The sequence below is a fragment of the Vibrio sp. VB16 genome (genome assembly GCF_015594925.2).
Lineage (GTDB): Bacteria > Pseudomonadota > Gammaproteobacteria > Enterobacterales > Vibrionaceae > Vibrio.
The window spans coordinates 98,911-115,694 of sequence record NZ_CP087590.1 but is presented as its reverse complement, the minus strand read 5'-3'; the positions used below and the strand labels follow the sequence as shown (position 1 = coordinate 115,694).

16 protein-coding genes are annotated in these 16,784 nt (G+C 40.7%); 3 read left to right on the top strand and 13 right to left on the bottom strand.

From position 1 onward, the window contains the following. The first annotated feature begins 43 nt into the window (after positions 1-43). A complete protein-coding gene (gene glnG, locus IUZ65_RS00525; RefSeq protein ID WP_195704837.1) occupies positions 44-1,453 on the top strand; it encodes a nitrogen regulation protein NR(I) in 1,410 nt (469 codons plus the stop codon). A gap of 170 nt (positions 1,454-1,623) precedes the next feature. Here the strand turns inward: glnG and hemN are convergent, their stop codons facing one another. The 5 genes from hemN to IUZ65_RS00500 form a co-directional block, all read right to left on the bottom strand. Further along, positions 1,624-2,997 carry an oxygen-independent coproporphyrinogen III oxidase gene (gene hemN, locus IUZ65_RS00520; protein ID WP_443083721.1) on the bottom strand — a complete coding sequence of 458 codons (1,374 nt, stop codon included), beginning with the start codon at positions 2,995-2,997 and terminating at the stop codon, positions 1,624-1,626. A 164-nt stretch (positions 2,998-3,161) separates the two neighbouring features. Beyond that, on the bottom strand, positions 3,162-3,659 hold the full coding sequence (locus IUZ65_RS00515) for a DUF2489 domain-containing protein (RefSeq protein WP_195705154.1): 498 nt from the start codon (positions 3,657-3,659) through the stop codon (positions 3,162-3,164). Between the two features lie 6 nt (positions 3,660-3,665). Further along, on the bottom strand, positions 3,666-4,238 hold the full coding sequence (gene yihI / locus IUZ65_RS00510) for a Der GTPase-activating protein YihI (RefSeq protein WP_195704835.1): 573 nt from the start codon (positions 4,236-4,238) through the stop codon (positions 3,666-3,668). After that, positions 4,238-4,876, bottom strand: coding sequence for a class I SAM-dependent methyltransferase (locus tag IUZ65_RS00505; protein ID WP_195704834.1), 639 nt, complete (start codon positions 4,874-4,876; stop codon positions 4,238-4,240). Before IUZ65_RS00505 ends, yihI begins: the two co-directional genes overlap by 1 nt. Positions 4,877-5,126: 250 nt before the next feature. Continuing rightward, on the bottom strand, positions 5,127-5,744 hold the full coding sequence (locus tag IUZ65_RS00500) for a c-type cytochrome (RefSeq protein WP_195704833.1): 618 nt from the start codon (positions 5,742-5,744) through the stop codon (positions 5,127-5,129). A 189-nt stretch (positions 5,745-5,933) separates the two neighbouring features. On the opposite strand from IUZ65_RS00500, the gene yihA reads away from it, so the two are divergent. After that, on the top strand, positions 5,934-6,644 hold the full coding sequence (gene yihA, locus IUZ65_RS00495) for a ribosome biogenesis GTP-binding protein YihA/YsxC (RefSeq protein ID WP_195704832.1): 711 nt from the start codon (positions 5,934-5,936) through the stop codon (positions 6,642-6,644). 465 nt (positions 6,645-7,109) lie between these two features. On the opposite strand, the gene IUZ65_RS23475 is transcribed toward yihA, so the two are convergent. From IUZ65_RS23475 to hemB, 3 genes are all read right to left on the bottom strand, one after another. Continuing rightward, positions 7,110-7,157, bottom strand: a complete 48-nt coding sequence (locus IUZ65_RS23475) for a hypothetical protein (protein ID WP_438356636.1) — start codon at positions 7,155-7,157, stop codon at positions 7,110-7,112. Between the two features lie 193 nt (positions 7,158-7,350). Then, the gene (gene polA / locus IUZ65_RS00490; protein WP_195704831.1) at positions 7,351-10,149 is read right to left on the bottom strand and encodes a DNA polymerase I; all 2,799 of its coding nucleotides are present in this window, start codon (positions 10,147-10,149) and stop codon (positions 7,351-7,353) included. A gap of 661 nt (positions 10,150-10,810) precedes the next feature. After that, positions 10,811-11,851, bottom strand: a complete 1,041-nt coding sequence (gene hemB / locus IUZ65_RS00485) for a porphobilinogen synthase (RefSeq protein WP_195704830.1) — start codon at positions 11,849-11,851, stop codon at positions 10,811-10,813. A gap of 175 nt (positions 11,852-12,026) precedes the next feature. Between hemB and IUZ65_RS00480 the strand changes: the two genes are divergently transcribed. After that, complete coding sequence (locus IUZ65_RS00480) at positions 12,027-12,800, top strand: TatD family hydrolase (RefSeq protein WP_195704829.1); 774 nt, start codon at positions 12,027-12,029, stop codon at positions 12,798-12,800. 48 nt (positions 12,801-12,848) lie between these two features. Here the strand turns inward: IUZ65_RS00480 and tatC are convergent, their stop codons facing one another. From tatC to IUZ65_RS00455, 5 genes are all read right to left on the bottom strand, one after another. Next, entirely contained in the window at positions 12,849-13,607 is a 759-nt protein-coding gene (gene tatC, locus IUZ65_RS00475; protein WP_195704828.1) for a twin-arginine translocase subunit TatC, read from the bottom strand. 67 nt (positions 13,608-13,674) lie between these two features. Then, positions 13,675-14,052: a Sec-independent protein translocase protein TatB gene (gene tatB, locus IUZ65_RS00470; protein ID WP_195704827.1), complete on the bottom strand. Its 378-nt coding sequence runs from the start codon at positions 14,050-14,052 to the stop codon at positions 13,675-13,677. A gap of 3 nt (positions 14,053-14,055) precedes the next feature. Continuing rightward, on the bottom strand, positions 14,056-14,304 hold the full coding sequence (gene tatA, locus IUZ65_RS00465; protein ID WP_195704826.1) for a Sec-independent protein translocase subunit TatA: 249 nt from the start codon (positions 14,302-14,304) through the stop codon (positions 14,056-14,058). A gap of 224 nt (positions 14,305-14,528) precedes the next feature. Beyond that, entirely contained in the window at positions 14,529-16,163 is a 1,635-nt protein-coding gene (gene ubiB / locus IUZ65_RS00460) for a ubiquinone biosynthesis regulatory protein kinase UbiB (protein WP_195704825.1), read from the bottom strand. Next, the gene (locus tag IUZ65_RS00455) at positions 16,160-16,777 is read right to left on the bottom strand and encodes a ubiquinone biosynthesis accessory factor UbiJ (protein ID WP_195704824.1); all 618 of its coding nucleotides are present in this window, start codon (positions 16,775-16,777) and stop codon (positions 16,160-16,162) included. Before IUZ65_RS00455 ends, ubiB begins: the two co-directional genes overlap by 4 nt. Positions 16,778-16,784 lie beyond the last annotated feature (7 nt).

Genomic DNA, 16,784 nt, shown 5'->3' with positions numbered 1-16,784 from the left:
ATAGGAAAAGGCAAGAAAGCCTCTATATGAGTAAAGGATATGTATGAGTAAAGGATATGTTTGGGTTGTTGATGACGATAGTTCCATCCGTTGGGTTATGGAGAAAACACTGTCGTCTGCCAATATCAAGTGTGAGACATTTGCAGATGCAGAGAGTGTCTTGATGTCACTGGAACGTGAAACCCCAGATGTACTGGTATCCGACATACGTATGCCGGGTATCGATGGTCTAGACCTGCTTAATCAGGTTCATACGCGCTACCCTGAACTCCCAGTCATAATAATGACGGCACATTCAGACTTGGATGCTGCAGTAAATGCCTATCAGAAAGGGGCATTTGAATATCTACCTAAGCCATTTGATATCGATGAAGCTCTCACCTTAGTTGAAAGAGCGATTATCCATAGCCACGAACAGAAAAAAGAGACCGCGACCGTGGATACGTTTGCTAGCGAAACACCAGAAATTATTGGTGAAGCACCAGCAATGCAAGAAGTATTCAGAGCAATTGGTCGATTGTCCCGCTCTTCTATTTCAGTACTTATTAATGGCGAGTCTGGCACAGGTAAAGAGCTTGTTGCCCACGCGCTCCATCGACACAGCCCAAGAGCAACAAAACCTTTTATTGCGCTCAACATGGCAGCGATACCTAAAGACCTAATTGAGTCAGAACTTTTTGGTCATGAAAAAGGGGCCTTCACCGGTGCAAATAGTGTCCGTCAAGGCAGGTTTGAGCAAGCAAATGGTGGCACATTATTTCTGGATGAAATAGGCGATATGCCGCTTGATATTCAAACACGTTTACTGCGTGTTTTGGCGGATGGACAGTTCTATAGAGTCGGTGGTCACCAAGCTATTAAGGTGGATGTTAGAATTGTTGCTGCAACACACCAAAACCTTGAACAGTTAGTTCATGAAGGTGGCTTTAGGGAAGATCTATTTCACAGACTCAATGTTATTCGCGTGCATATCCCGGCACTAAGAGATAGAAAACAAGATATAGAAAAACTCACTCTGCATTTCTTAGCAAGCGCTGCAGACGAACTTGGCGTGGAAATGAAGTCTCTACATTCAGGCACCGTCGATGCTCTTAAGCGCCTAGCTTGGCCGGGAAATGTTCGTCAATTAGAGAACATCTGCCGCTGGTTAACCGTTATGGCAAGTGGTAGTGAAGTATTACCTTCAGATTTACCGACAGAGCTACTTGAAGAAAAAACCGTGACAAATACCGGGGGAACAGGAAGTTGGCAAACCCAACTAGAACACTGGGCTCAAACCGCGTTAAACTCTGGTGAAACAGAATTACTTGCCTACGCACTACCTGAGTTTGAGCGTATCTTGTTAAAAACGGCACTGAGTCATACCAATGGACATAAGCAGGAAGCCGCAAAAGTACTTGGTTGGGGCCGAAATACGCTCACTCGTAAACTGAAAGAGCTGGATATCAACTAAGAAATAACATGAGCTGGAAATTTAACTGGTATTAGAAAAACCTTTACGAAAATCGACCTATTCTCACAAAAAACAGCAAGATCCCCACGAAAGTGGGGATCTTGCTGAATGATTTGAGTACTAACCGAACAGTATTCCAGCGAAAGCGGGAATTTGACGGATAGCCATTGCTATATAACTCGTGAGAATTGCTGCTGTCTTGCTCTATCTCGCAAGTACTTATCAAAACACATACAAATATTGCGAATAAGCAAACGACCTCGCGCGGTAACACGAATATCCGTTTCAGTCACTTCAACCAACTCATCATCAACAAACGTTTGTAGAAGCTTTAGATCTTCAGAAAAATAATCGTTAAATGTCAGGTCAAACATTGATTCGATTTGTGTCTTATCTAATTTGAAATTACAAATAAGCGCTTTAATCACCTCACGACGAATCAAGTCATCAGAATCTAAAGAAACACCTTTCCATAGTGCGTGGCGCATCTCATCAACTTGAGCGTAGTACTTCTTAAGTTCTTTCTGGTTTTGCGCGTAGGTATCGCCAATCATTGAAATAGCGGAAACACCAAAGCCAAGTAAATCGCACTCACCTTGCGTAGTGTAACCTTGGAAATTACGGTGCAATATTTCTTCACGCTGAGCAACGGCTAGCTCATCGTCAGGCAATGCAAAGTGATCCATACCGATAAACTGATAACCCGCACCAGTCAGCGTAGAGATAGTATCCTGAAGGATATCCATCTTAACCTCTGCTAATGGCAACAGATCTTCATTTATCTTACGCTGAGCAGCAAATAAATTTGGCATATGCGCGTAGTTAAATACCGACAAACGACCAGGTTTCATCTCTAACACTTGTTTTAAAGTGACAGCAAACGACTCTTTTGTTTGCAATGGTAACCCGTATATCAGATCCAAGTTGGTTGAACGAAATCCAAGCTTTTTAGCGCGTGCGACCATGGCGAAAATGAACGCTTCATCTTGTTCACGATTCACCACTTTTTGAACTTCTTTATTGAAATCTTGCACACCGATACTTAAACGATTAAAACCTTCGCCACGCAGGTGATCAAGCATATCCAGTTCAATTTCGCGAGGATCAACCTCAATGCTAATCTCAGCATCAGGGTCAAAATTAAACTCACCTCGAACAATAGCCATCAAACGGCTCATCTGCTCTTTACTTAAGAACGTCGGCGTTCCACCACCAAAGTGCAGTTGAGTCACTCTACGCTCGTTTAACAGGAACGCCCTTTGACGAATTTCATGTTCTATCGCGTCTAGATACTCGTCTGCCTTGTGAGAATGCCGAGTAATCACTTTATTACAGCCACAGTAGTAACAAAGCTTGTGACAGAACGGTATATGAATATAAAGTGATAAGGGCCGTTCAGGATACTGACGGCATGCCATATCAAATTCCGCAATGGTAAAAGCTTCATGAAATTCTAAGGCTGTTGGATAGGAGGTATATCTTGGTCCCGAATAGTTATACTTATCTAATATCGCTTGATCCCAAACTATTTGTTCACTAGACATAATATTGCGTTCCATTAAATTTTGTTTTCATACTTTGACCACGTATTCTGCCATATCACTACAACAGACAGAGATAAACGGGAGTAATTTGCCGAAGAAATGTTCAGAACTGATAACAGGATCACTCACTCTTTCTAGTTAGAGAAGAAAGAGTGAGCAAAAATCTATCTATTCGCGGTCACGGTGTCTGTAGGAGAGGCACTTAGAGGTTGTATTTGAATCTGCAGTTTTTGAAGATCTTTTATTATGTCATCCGCTAATCGAACTTCCGCTTTTTGTCGTTCTAGCGTCTGTTTCATCCGATCTTGTTTGACTAACTCTTGTCTCTTATCACCCCTAGCCATATCTTTGACAATCTCATATAACTCAAAAAGTGCTGGGTATTCTTTTTCAATATCAATTCGGGCTTCACCTTGAATGTAATCAAGAATACAAACCACACGAATACTAACTTCAGACAGATCACATTGACCTTGAATACCAGCCATACAAAGGGTATTTACACTATCAAAAATATTTGTATTCCGCTTAGCGATGGCGATATTCATTACTTCTTTTTCTAGCTGTTTTTGCTTCTTAACCTGTAACCACAGGTAAATGGCATAGGACGCTAAACCGAGAATAATTAGCCCACCAATAATAAGTACTATGGTTACGCTCACCATCTCTTATCCTTTAAAGTCATTTAAGTTTAGACCTTCAAACTGAGATAAAAGTTCTTCGTCCGAACTTGCACTCTTTTTCTTCTTTGTTAAAACCGGCTCGATAACAATTTCTTCATCTTCGTCTTCCAGCTCCTCTTCAGGCTCCATAAGACCAAGTTGATTCATCAATATTTCAATCCGATCTAACTTTTCATCTACATAACTTTGCAAACCAGTGCCGAGATTCTCACCATTCTCAATTCTGTCTAACAGAACATTAAGTTGGGCGTCATTTTCTAGCGTTTCAAGTTCTTTCGCCGCAGATAAACGACGTTCTTGCTTGTTCAGTTTTTTCTTTGAATCCACAATCAATGGGATTTTCTTTTTACTACCTAAACGTGGATCTCGCTGTTGCGCAGCCGTTCTCTGTTTTTTTTCTGCAGCATCGGTGTTACGAGTTCCAGTTTTTAGTCCTTTACGTTTTTTAATACGCTTACGCAAACGCCCTTCCACATCCGCTTCGCTACGATTTCGCGTTACGATTACTTCTACTTCACCTGAAGAACCAGGTTGTCTTGATCTTTTATTTCTACTCATTACTGGAGTTTCCTCAGTAAAATTACATCATTACCAACAAATTCAAGTTGGAGCTTATCCCGCTCGGCCAAGTACTGAAAAGTTTTTCGGCTATAAAAACAAACGTGAGTAAGATCATTTTTATAATGCCATTTCGAAAACGCTTCTACGTCTATTACTAGTTTGGTCATAACACCAATCCAGCCACTTGGTTTAACTAAATTCAACCATTTATACCACACATCTTTAGGGCAATAGAGGTGCTCTATTACCTCTGTGGCAGTGATGAAGTCATACGTTTTATCTAATACCTTATTATCAGGATAGTAGTAGATATCGTATAGCGTCATATTGTGTCCCGATTCTTGCAACATCATCGATAAAGCCGGTCCCGGACCACAACCAAAATCTAGCCCTGTAGAGTTCGGACTAATTTTTTCCATTAGAGGATCTGACAATCGCGACAAAAAACGTCTATAACCTTCATCAGAAGGGTCATTTTCATGCAGATCATACATCGCTTTTTCGGATTCAGTATCTAGTCGTTGCACCGTCGGAACAAACACAAGATGACATCGGATACATTGAAAGTAATCCCTTTTCTTGTCTTTGTAATAGTGCTGAGAGTGTTCATCTTCACACAAAGGACACGGCTGCATAGGTACATCCTCATATTGGGATGCGAAACATACCAGAATTGGAAGGAATAGTGGAGCTTATTTCACCAGAAAAATAGCGCTTATACCATTCACATTTATGTTTGTTCAATAGAACCCATATCATCTGACCGCTATTTGGTGAGATTGATATAACTTGTACGCAAAATAGGTATAAAAAATCCCTCAGCAATACAAAGTTTGCTAAGGGATTAAATTCAATATGTTTACTTGCTAGTGGCTAAATGTGAATTTAATGCAAACCACCAACATATTTTGAAAGCGTATCTATCTCTTTATCAGTCAGCTTCATTGCAATATCGCGCATCATCTCATTGAGATCATTTTTACGCTCACCTGCTCTAAACTTGGTTAACTGAATTTTGATGTAATCGGCATGTTGACCTGAAATTTTCGGGAATCCAGACAACGCGGTACCATTACCTCTTGGACCATGACACGCGACACAAGCGGTTAAACCACGCTCAGCATTACCCGCAAGATAAAGCGCCTTGCCTTGCTCAACGACATCTTCGGGCGTTGAGTTATCAGAGATAGGTAGAGATGAGTAATATGCGGCTAAATCTTGTCTATCTTGATCAGATAATGACATAGCCATTGGACTCATTACTGGGTCATACCTACCTTTCTCTCCAGAAGTTTCTATACCGAGTTTGAGCTCAGCAAGCTGCTTCTCTATATAGCCTGCATGCTGACCCGCTATTTTGGGGTATTGCGTGATTAGACTATTTCCATCAGCAGAGTGACAAGCAACACAGGTTGCAGATTTAGCTTTACCAGCTTCGACATTACCTTGGGCCCAAACAGTGAAGCTGGCAAACAGCCCCAAGATTAGTGCTAATTTATTCATGACATTCCATTATTATTATGAGGCTCTGCTTTTTTTTCATACTTACACAACTGAATAAAAAGACAGACCTAGGCTTCCAGTACCACGTTTTTTTGGGTACGACGTGGTACAATATTCGACTTTATTACCCTTTAGCGGTTATTTTACACAATTTAACAAAAAAGCAATCAACTGACTACATAAAGTCAGATGGAGTTAACATTGAGCGCAAAAATTCACTATCAAAACACGCATTTTATCACTAGTGCACCCGATATTCGCCACTTACCAGAAGACGAAGGTATCGAAATTGCGTTTGCTGGACGATCAAATGCAGGTAAATCTAGCGCACTTAACCGCTTGACGAACCAGCGTAGTTTAGCAAAGACCAGTAAAACACCGGGTCGTACGCAGCTAATTAACCTATTTAAGGTTCAAGAACACTGTCATATCGTCGATCTACCTGGATACGGGTTTGCACAAGTTCCTATCGAACTAAAGAAGAAGTGGCAAAAATCTTTAGGTGAATATCTACAAAAACGAGAATGCTTAAAAGGTCTTGTCGTATTAATGGATATTCGTCATCCGATGAAAGATCTCGATCAACAGCTTATATATTGGGCTGTAGAGTGCAATATTCCTGTACAAGTTTTGCTAACTAAAGCGGATAAATTGAAAAGTGGTGCACGTAAAGCACAACTAAATAAGATCAAAAAGGACGCATTAGAATTTGATGGCAATGTCGCCGTTGATCTATTTTCATCATTGAAGGGAATTGGTGTTGACCAGCTACGTGCTAAACTCGACACATGGTTTGCCCCTGCGATTTTAGCGCTGGAGGAACTAGCAGCAGATACTTCCGTTTCAGAAGAGGCTTCTAGCGAGGAAGATACTGCAAGTTCGGAAGACAACACAGAATAGAAGATCATAAAAAACCCCACCGAAAATAGGTGGGGATAACAGTAGAGAATTCGTATCTCATTCCCTTCATTACGATGGCCTACCTGTCTTCAACTTACCTAACGTCAAAAACCACATTTTCATCAGACACCAAACATCGCACTCAGTTACTTATTAACATTTCTGTAACTTAATTTCATCCAAACACATCACGTTTAAAATTTGCCTTCAAAGCGTCCCTAGAGATTTGAACTATTTTTTGGGCATACGAACTCAGATTTTGGCCGCTCAACAGACACTTATTATTTTGCTCTCAATAAAAATTCACAACGAAATATAAGTAAAAGTGCAGTCATACATTCAAACTAATGATGGAAATAAAAAATCTATTAAAACAATGAATTAATAGGGATTTTACTGTGACGATAATATTTTCTTTGCCACAATAAAAAACGCCCCAGTCAAATACTGACTGGGGCGGCTGAATTAGCCTAATCCAATAACGTGAAACAAAAGGTCTGAAAGATAGAACATCTTACCTCTGTACCCTACGAGAGTTACTGTACAACAAACGATCATATTTGAAAATAGTTTTTGTAATTTATTTTCATCATTTTTCATCAAAAATACATAAGTGATTGAGATCACACTACTTTATTTTGAATAAAAAAAAGCCAGCTAATGTGCGCTGGCTCATGTATTTTGGTCTTATTTAGTTAAAAAGTGTCTAGTGAGCCTGATCCCAGTTATCACCATGACCCGCATCAGCTACTAAGGGGACATCTATTTCTGCCGCCGACTCCATCAAATTCTGTATTTTTATTTCAATTTCGGCTAATACGCTCTCTTTCACTTCAAATACCAGTTCATCGTGTACCTGCATAAGCAAACGCACTCTTCCATCACCCTCTGACTGAACCCAATTATCGACCAACAACATCGCTTTTTTAATAATATCAGCAGCGGTACCTTGCATCGGGGCATTGATAGCCGCTCGTTCCGCCGCTTTTCTACGTATACCATTACGAGATTTAATTTCTGGAAGGTACAGTTTTCGACCGAAGATTGTCTCTACGTAGCCTTGAACCGATGCTTGTGAACGTGTGTCTTCCATATATTGCAAAACACCTGGGTAGCGTTCGAAATACGTATTCATATAGTCTTGAGCTTCGTGTCTAGGTATACCAAGTTGCTTAGCCAGACCAAAAGCGCTCATGCCGTATATTAATCCAAAATTAATGGCTTTAGCACGTCGGCGTTGTTCGCTACTCACATCTTCAATGTTAACTCCCATCACTTCCGCTGCCGTTGCTGCATGAATATCTTTCCCATTTTTGAAGGCATCTAATAAGGCTTTATCACCAGAAAGATGAGCCATAATACGGAGTTCTATTTGGGAGTAATCGACTGCCAATATTTTCCACCCATGTGGCGCAACAAATGCCTGGCGTATACGACGACCTTCTTCATTTCGAATTGGGATATTTTGCAAATTTGGATCGGTTGATGAAAGACGCCCAGTTGCTGTCACAGCCTGATGATAAGAGGTATGCACTCGGCCTGTTTCAGCATTAATCATTTTAGGCAACTTATCAGTATAAGTTGATTTCAGCTTAGCGAGTCCACGATACTCTAAGATTCGTTTGGGTAATGGGTAATCAAGAGCCAGCTCTTGAAGAACCTCTTCATTTGTTGAAGGCGCACCCGACGGCGTTTTCTTTACGACTGGAAGCCCCATCTTCTCAAATAAGATCGCTTGCAACTGCTTAGGTGAGCTTAAGTTAAACTCCTGACCTGCGATTTCATACGTCTCTTTTTCTAATTCATCTAAACGAACAGCAATTTCCTGAGACTGTGCGGATAACAACATATCATCAATAAAAACTCCGGTTCTTTCTATGCGGGATAGCACAGGCACAAGCGGTATCTCTATTTCTTCATACACCGATTTAAGCTTTTCATCTTTCTCAATTTCAGCGTATATACGATTATGCAGACGCAATGTCACGTCTGCATCTTCTGCTGCATATGGTGAAGCCTGATCTATATCTATTTGGTTGAACGTAAGTTGTTTTTTCCCTTTACCGGCTATCGCCTCAAACGAGATACAACTGTGCTGCAGAAATCGAAGTGCCAAACTGTCCATATCATGCCTGCCACCAACGCTGTTATAAACGTAAGAAGCTAGCATTGTGTCATGTTTAATACCCTTCATTTTAATATCATACCGAGCCAAAACACTGGCATCATATTTTAGGTTTTGACCGACCTTTTTACGGCTACCATCTTCTAATATTGGTTTGAGTTGTGACAGCACCCATTCCCTATCTAACTGCTCTGGCGCGTCCATGTAGTCATGAGTAAGAGGTACATACGCAGCAATGCCTTCTTCAACGGCAAATGAAAGCCCAACAAGATTAGCAACCATATAGTCTAAGCTGTCGGTTTCCGTATCGAATGCAAAAAGATCACACTCTTTCAGTTTCTCTAGCCATTGGTTAAAACTCTCTGCGCTTAAAATCGTTTCATACTGGCTTCTGTCTATCTTTACCGCACTGTTATCTAGAGTTGAAGTGGTATTACTGCCTGTCGATGCCCCTGCAGCACGACCAGACTTATCGTCAGCCTCAACTACGCCAGTTCCACCATCTAATAACTCATTCAACCATGCCTTGAATACAAGTTTGCCATAAAGTTCTATCAACTCATCACGATTTGGTTCTTGTTTTAGTAAAGAGTCATGTGTCTCTTCTAACTCAACATCTAACTTAATAGTGGCGAGTTCATAAGACATATATGCATTTTCTTTGTTATCGATAAGCTTTTTAGCCATGTTTTTAGAACCACGGAAGCCCAGTGCCGCAATACCATCTAAATTATTGTATATCTCATCGACACTACCGATTCCTTGTAAAAGTGCCGTTGCCGTTTTATCACCTACACCGGGAACGCCTGGAATGTTATCAACCTTATCCCCCATTAGCGCAAGATAATCGATAATTAATTCAGGAGGGATACCAAATTTCTCGATGACACCTTCCCTGTCCATCACAACATTAGTCATGGTGTTAATCAGGGTTACATTTTCGTCAACAAGCTGTGCCATATCTTTATCGCCAGTACTAATAAGTACTGGCATACCCGCTGCAGATGCCTGAGAAGACAACGTACCTATTACATCATCAGCTTCCACTCCGGGAATAGATATTAACGGTAATCCCATTGCTCTTATTACGTTATAAAGAGGCTCTATCTGACAGCGTAATTCGTCCGGCATAGAAGGTCGATTAGCTTTGTATTCTGGATACAGATCATCTCGAAACGTTTTTCCTTTGGCATCGAATATGACGACTATTTTTTCAGTAGAAAATTGACGCATCATACTTCGCAGCATGTTAACTACACCATAAACGGCATTAGTTGGAATATCTCCATTACTCATAGAATCGGGGTATGCGTGAAATGCACGGTAAAGATAAGAAGAGCCATCGATAAGTATCAGTGGGTTTTCAGGAATGCTTGCCATGAGATTGTAATCCAGAACAGGGAAAAGTTATTCACTTAGAATGCCATGAAAGGCCATTATTATCCATTCAGATAACGAGACCTATGCGGCTGTTATTTGTAAGAACATATCAAGTTTTCTGTGGATAAGTCTGTTTGTACTTTCTGATCGCCTAAAAAAAACCCACGAAGATTTATTATTTTATTTATATAAAAACCTTAAATATCAATAAATTAAAGAGCAACCACTTGAGAAGTTAAAGATCACAAAATGATCCTTAATTGTGGAAAAGTTCTCGATAGGACAAAAGATAATTATTTTCAACTAGCGGTATTGTACAAAGATGGGATTCGGTATGACTTAAAAAAAAGAAAGCGACATCAAGAGATGTCGCTTAGCATAACTAGTACAAGCAGAATCGGATCCTGCTTTTCCTAATAGCCTAATACACTGGAAGCAATGTGAGCAATGTCGTGTCAATAAGAGATAAAATTCAACTACTTTGGTAAACAGTGAATCATCTCCTGAAGACATGGTAATAATAACCATTCTCATTCGCATTGCAAGGGTTATTTGAAAAAACTTTCTATAGATAGGCGCTAAATCCAGTTAGTCAGGCATTAAAACAAAAAAAACGGCGTCATTTGACTCCGTTTTTAGTTTTTAAGCGATTAAGTAGAGGTTACTCGCTGATGCTTTCTTTCGCTTTGGCATTATCTTCCGCAAGCCAAAGTGCTACGTCTTTGGCAAAATAGGTCAAAATACCATCCGCTCCTGCGCGCTTAAAGCACAGCAATGACTCCATTACGGTCTCTTTCTCTTTTAGCCAGCCATTTTGAATAGCCGCTTTATGCATTGCATATTCGCCAGATACTTGATAGGCGAATGTAGGGACTTGCAGTTCAGACTTCACTCGTCGAACAATATCTAAATAAGGCATACCGGGTTTAACCATCACCATATCCGCACCTTCATTGATATCCATTGCAACTTCATGCAATGCTTCATCACTGTTCGCAGGATCCATCTGATAATTTTTCTTATTACCACCTTTCAGATTTGACGCTGATCCGACGGCATCTCTAAATGGGCCGTAATAGTTCGACGCGTACTTAGCAGAATAAGCCATTATTTGAGTGTGAATATATCCAGCCTCTTCCAAAGCTTCTCGGATACGACCAATTCGCCCATCCATCATATCTGAAGGTGCAACAACGTCAGCACCGGCTTCTGCATGAGAAAGCGCCTGCTTGATTAAAACTTCTGTTGTTTCTTCATTCATGACATAACCGGTTTCATCGATGATGCCATCTTGTCCGTGTGTCGTGAATGGATCCAAAGCAACATCGGTAATTACACCTATTTCCGGCACGTGTTCTTTTATCGCTCTCACTGCTCGTTGTGCTAATCCTTCCGAGTTATACGCTTCTTGTGCGCATAAACTTTTGACGTCTTGATTAACCACTGGAAATAATGCGATAGCAGGCACGCCCAATTTAGCAAGTAACTGAGCTTCCTCTAACATCAAGTCAATTGATAAACGCTCTACGCCTGGCATCGAATCAACGGCTTCGCGTCGATTTTTACCCATTAAAATAAACATAGGGTAGATAAGATCACTCGCACTTATCTGATTTTCGGCCATTAAACGGCGACTAAAATCATGCTTACGCATACGACGCATACGTCGTACTGGAAATTCACCTTTAATAGAAACAGACACTTAGCTCTCCTAGACAATAATTCGTTTTTATCAATCAATGTACAGTTTGTATTATATCATTGTCGATATTGGATAGGAGCTTAATCCGGTAGAAATTCTCTCTAGAGCACAAATTCAATATATACTGAGAAGAATTTACTCAATCACTTAAACTCGGAATAATAGAGATACGATCATGATAGACACCCATGCCCACATATACGCTTCCGAATTTGACAACGACCGTGAAGAAGTCATTCATAGGGCGTTAAGCCAGGGGGTAGATACTATTTTATTGCCTAATATTGACCTAGACTCAATCAAGCCCATGCTGGCCACTGAGGCGCAATATGCTGATATTTGTCGCTCAATGATGGGGTTACATCCATGTTATGTAAATGGAGAGGTAAAACAAACCCTAGCAACGATTCACTCTTGGTTTGAAAAGCACACTTTTATTGCGGTTGGTGAGATAGGAATTGACCTCTATTGGGATAAAACCTACAAAGCCGAACAAGAATACGCTTTTATTACCCAACTAAACTGGGCAAAAGAGATGTCGTTACCTGTTGTCATCCATACTAGAGATTCAATTGATGAAACACTTCATTTATTGCGAAGCGAGCAGGATGGCTCGTTATCCGGTGTATTTCATTGCTTTGGTGGCAGCATTGATGAAGCAAAGGCAATTAACGAACTCGGATTTCATCTTGGATTAGGCGGGGTATCAACATTCAAGAATGGTGGTATGGACAAAGTAATTCCAAGCTTAGACCTAGACTACGTCATTTTAGAAACCGACTGTCCGTATCTTGCACCAGTGCCACATCGGGGTAAACGCAACGAACCTTCATATACCGCGTTAGTCGCGAAACGAGTTGCTGAACTAAGGGCATTGGATATTGCAGAAGTAGACCGTTTAACCACGGAGAATGCTAAGCGACTATTTAACTTGAATCTTGAATCTTGAAAAGACAATAGTAAAAAAGCGAGTAGAACATCACTCGCTTTCAGTATATTAAGCCTCTGTTTCCTCTTCACTACTCTCATCGTCGTCTTTTTTTATGTAGAAACGAGCGAAAAACAACCCCACTTCAAACAATATACACATTGGAATCGCGAGCAGTGTCTGTGAAATCATATCGGGTGGCGTTAACATCATCCCGAATACAAAAGCGGCAACAACAATATACGGACGTTTCTCCGCAAGGCTCTTTGGATTTGTGGCCCCAGTCCAACATAGCAATATAATTGCAACAGGTACTTCAAATGCGATACCAAATGCAAAAAACAGAGCAAGAACAAAATCTAAATAACTCGAGATATCAGTAGCGAACTCTACACTGCCTAACGAAATAGCAGTAAAAAAACTGAAAACAAGTGGAAAAACAACATAATAGGCGAATGCAACACCACAATAAAAAAGCAGCGAACTTGAAAACATAAGCGGCATAACTAACTTACGTTCATGTTTGTACAGGCCCGGAGCAACAAATCCCCATACCTGATGCAAAATATATGGTACAGCAACAAATATAGACGCTATCAGCGTTAATTTAAGTGGCGTAAAAAAGGGAGAAGCGACGTCTGTTGCTATCATCGTAGCCCCTTCAGGCAGACGATCAACTAATGGAGACGAAACAAACACATAAATGTCACTGGCAAAATAAATTAAACCAACAAATATAAAGAGTACAGCCAATAGTGCTCTTAAAAGGCGATTTCTCAGCTCTAGTAGATGGCTAATCAAAGGTTGGGTTTGCTCGGCTGATGCCATATTTAACCTCTAAATGGAAAAACAGAAAGAGCTGCACTTGCGGCAGCTCTATCAAAATGAAGCCAAATCAACCTGGCTTTTTTTCTTCAGGTACATCAACTTTCACGGCCTTCACCTTATCAGGTTGAGCGGGATCCGTTGATTTAGACTCTGTAGCATAAGGTCTTTGAACATCTGCCGCCGCTTTTTTCAGTTCTTCAACTGATGCTTTTAGATCAGGGGCGAGATCTTCCATCCCCATTTTCTCGGCTTTTTTAAGGTTATCTTGTAATTCTTGAATTTTCAGCTCGTGGGTAAGTTCATCTTTTACCCCATTTGCCATTGCCTTTGCGCTGTTGATGAATTTTGAAACACTGCGTATCGCAACTGGTAAACGCTCTGGACCAAGGACTACTAAACCTACGACAGATATTAATACCAGTTCCCAAAAACCGATATCAAACACTAATTAGACCTTCTCTTTGTCTTTTTTAACTTCTTCAGTAGAAGCCTGTTCTGACTTCTGCTCTAAATTTTGCTGTTCGAAGTCTGCGTCTTTGGCTTCTTTTTTCGCCGCGTCTTCGTCACTCATGGCATTTTTAAATCCTTTTACTGCAGAGCCCAAATCACCACCCATGTTGCGTAGCTTTTTAGTTCCAAATAGTAAAACAACGATAACTGCTATGATAAGCAACTGCCAAATACTAATACCGCCCATTTTCCAATACCTCGGGTTATACAATAAGACTATAAATAAGTGTGCTAGTTTACTTGTTATTTACCGCGTACACGTAAATTAAGCAAGCAAAATGTGACCTCAACAACACCACTACCTACACATGGGTAGATTAAGAATTGATATATTCCTTAATGTTAACGATTAAAAAGGAATGTAAACGTTTATTAACAATATACATCTCCTTTTCAGCGACGATTTTTATTCTACTTGCTGTGTATACGCCAGCTTACTAACCAACACAAAACACCAGTGACAGCGGAAGCAATAGCAATATCTTGATACGGACTTAGCAATAGAATCGCTGAACAAACAACCAATGTCGCGCCAACACCAAAGGTTAATATCCCTTTTGCATGTTGTTGCTTCGTCGCTCGATAGCCAGTATAAAGCTGCTCCATTTTGTGATTCATTGCCTTACCCTGCTTAAGGCTGTCGTAAAGCAATTCAGGAAGTTCAGGTAATCGCTCCGCCCAAAACGGCGCTTTTTCTTTGATCGCATTAACGACCGCTTGGGGTCCAACCTGATTGGCCATCCACTTTTCTAAAAATGGTTTAGCGGTATCCCACAAATCTAACTGTGGATAGAGCTGCCGACCCAAACCTTCAACATAGAGTAACGTTTTTTGTAACAGGATCAACTGCGGTTGTACTTCCATATTAAAACGGCGAGCGGTGTTGAATAGATTTAATAACACATGACCAAAAGATATTTCACACAGCGGCTTAGCAAAAATAGGTTCGCACACAATGCGAATAGCAAATTCAAACTCTTGTAAATTGGTATCTGGTGGTACCCAACCGGAATCGACATGCAGCTCCGCGACTTTACGGTAATCGCGATTAAAAAAGGCAAGAAAATTTTCGGCAAGATAACGTTTATCTTCTGTGTTTAACGTACCTACGATCCCGCAATCAAGGCCAATCCATTGTGGATTCTCAGCATGCTCAGGATTCACAAACACATTACCGGGGTGCATATCTGCATGAAAAAAGCTGTCACGAAAAACTTGAGTAAAGAAAACGCTAACACCGCGTTCCGCGAGCAACTTCATATTAGTGCCGTTCGCTTCTAACCCTTCAATATCAGAAACTTGAATACCGTAAATACGTTCAGATACCATTAAAGCTTCACTACTGAAATCCGTCATAACCTCAGGAACATAGAGCTCTTCGCTCCCTTCAAAATTCCGTCTCAGCTGTATTGCGTTAGCGGCTTCTCGACGAAGGTCTAATTCATCAATTAGCGTTTTTTCATACTCTCGCACCACTTCTACCGGCTTTAAACGCTTAGCTTCAGCTGTCGCTTTAGCGACGATTTTCGCCATTCGATACATCAATTTAATATCCGCATCAATCGCTGGACGAATATCTGGGCGGATGATTTTGAGTACGATTTCTCTACCGCTATCTTTTAACTTTGCAGTATGGACTTGAGCAATTGATGCGGAGGCTAGCGGCTCAATATCAAAGTCAGTAAACCAATTTTCTAGTTTTCCTCCTAGCGCTTTTTCCATTTGGTCTTTTGCTTCCTGGCCATCAAATGGCGCTACGCGATCCTGCAAAAGTGCAAGTTGATCAGCTAAATGAGGAGGAAAAAGATCTCGACGAGTCGACATCATCTGACCAAACTTAATCCAAACTGGCCCCAATTCTTGGAGCGCTAAACGTAGCCTAACGCCAAGCGCTTTGTCTTGATGCTTATTCTTGATCCAAAAAAGCGCTTTACGGGCAAGCAAGGGGGTTTTAGTCAGTTCATGTTCAGGAATTAACTCATCCAAGCCATACTCTAACTGAACTTTAGTGATGCGGTACAGGCGTTGTAACTCTGCTGGTCTCATGCTTTCTCCAACAATTGAGTAAAGCGTTTATCTAGTTTGGCAGCACTGCTCTCAACGTCTGAAACTTGATTACAAAAGTTGGCAATTTCCAGTGGACTCGGTGCGACTTTCCACTCTTCTGTCAGTATTTGTGCCACATGATTATGATGCTTATTTACTTGCTTCTTAACCCAAACATTCGTGTCTTTGACACCTTGTACAACGGTATGAGCGACGATATCTCCCGTCACTCTGGACATCCATTCTTCAAGATCTGGTTTGCAATCATTCATTAATTGAGAGAATTGTTGAGCTAATTTCAAGTCACCTTCAAGCTCGATTTTTTCTTGCTTGATCAAGCGAGTGATATTGTTTTGGTCTTTAAGCTGTGTAAGCACGGCTAAGTGAAGAGAAAGAGAGCAATCTGGCGAACCTTCATAATGTGTTAACACATCAACTTGCTGACTAAAAACGAAAGTAAGTGTTTTCTTTAATTCAATAAGATGAACTTGCAACACCTTTCCTTTAAGACGATTTAAACGTCGCCCATGTTCAGGGTTATCTTTAATCAGAGTATTAATCGTGGTCTCTATTGCTGCCGTAGCAATTTGATCCGTCAAACCTAGCTCAAGCATTAGTTAC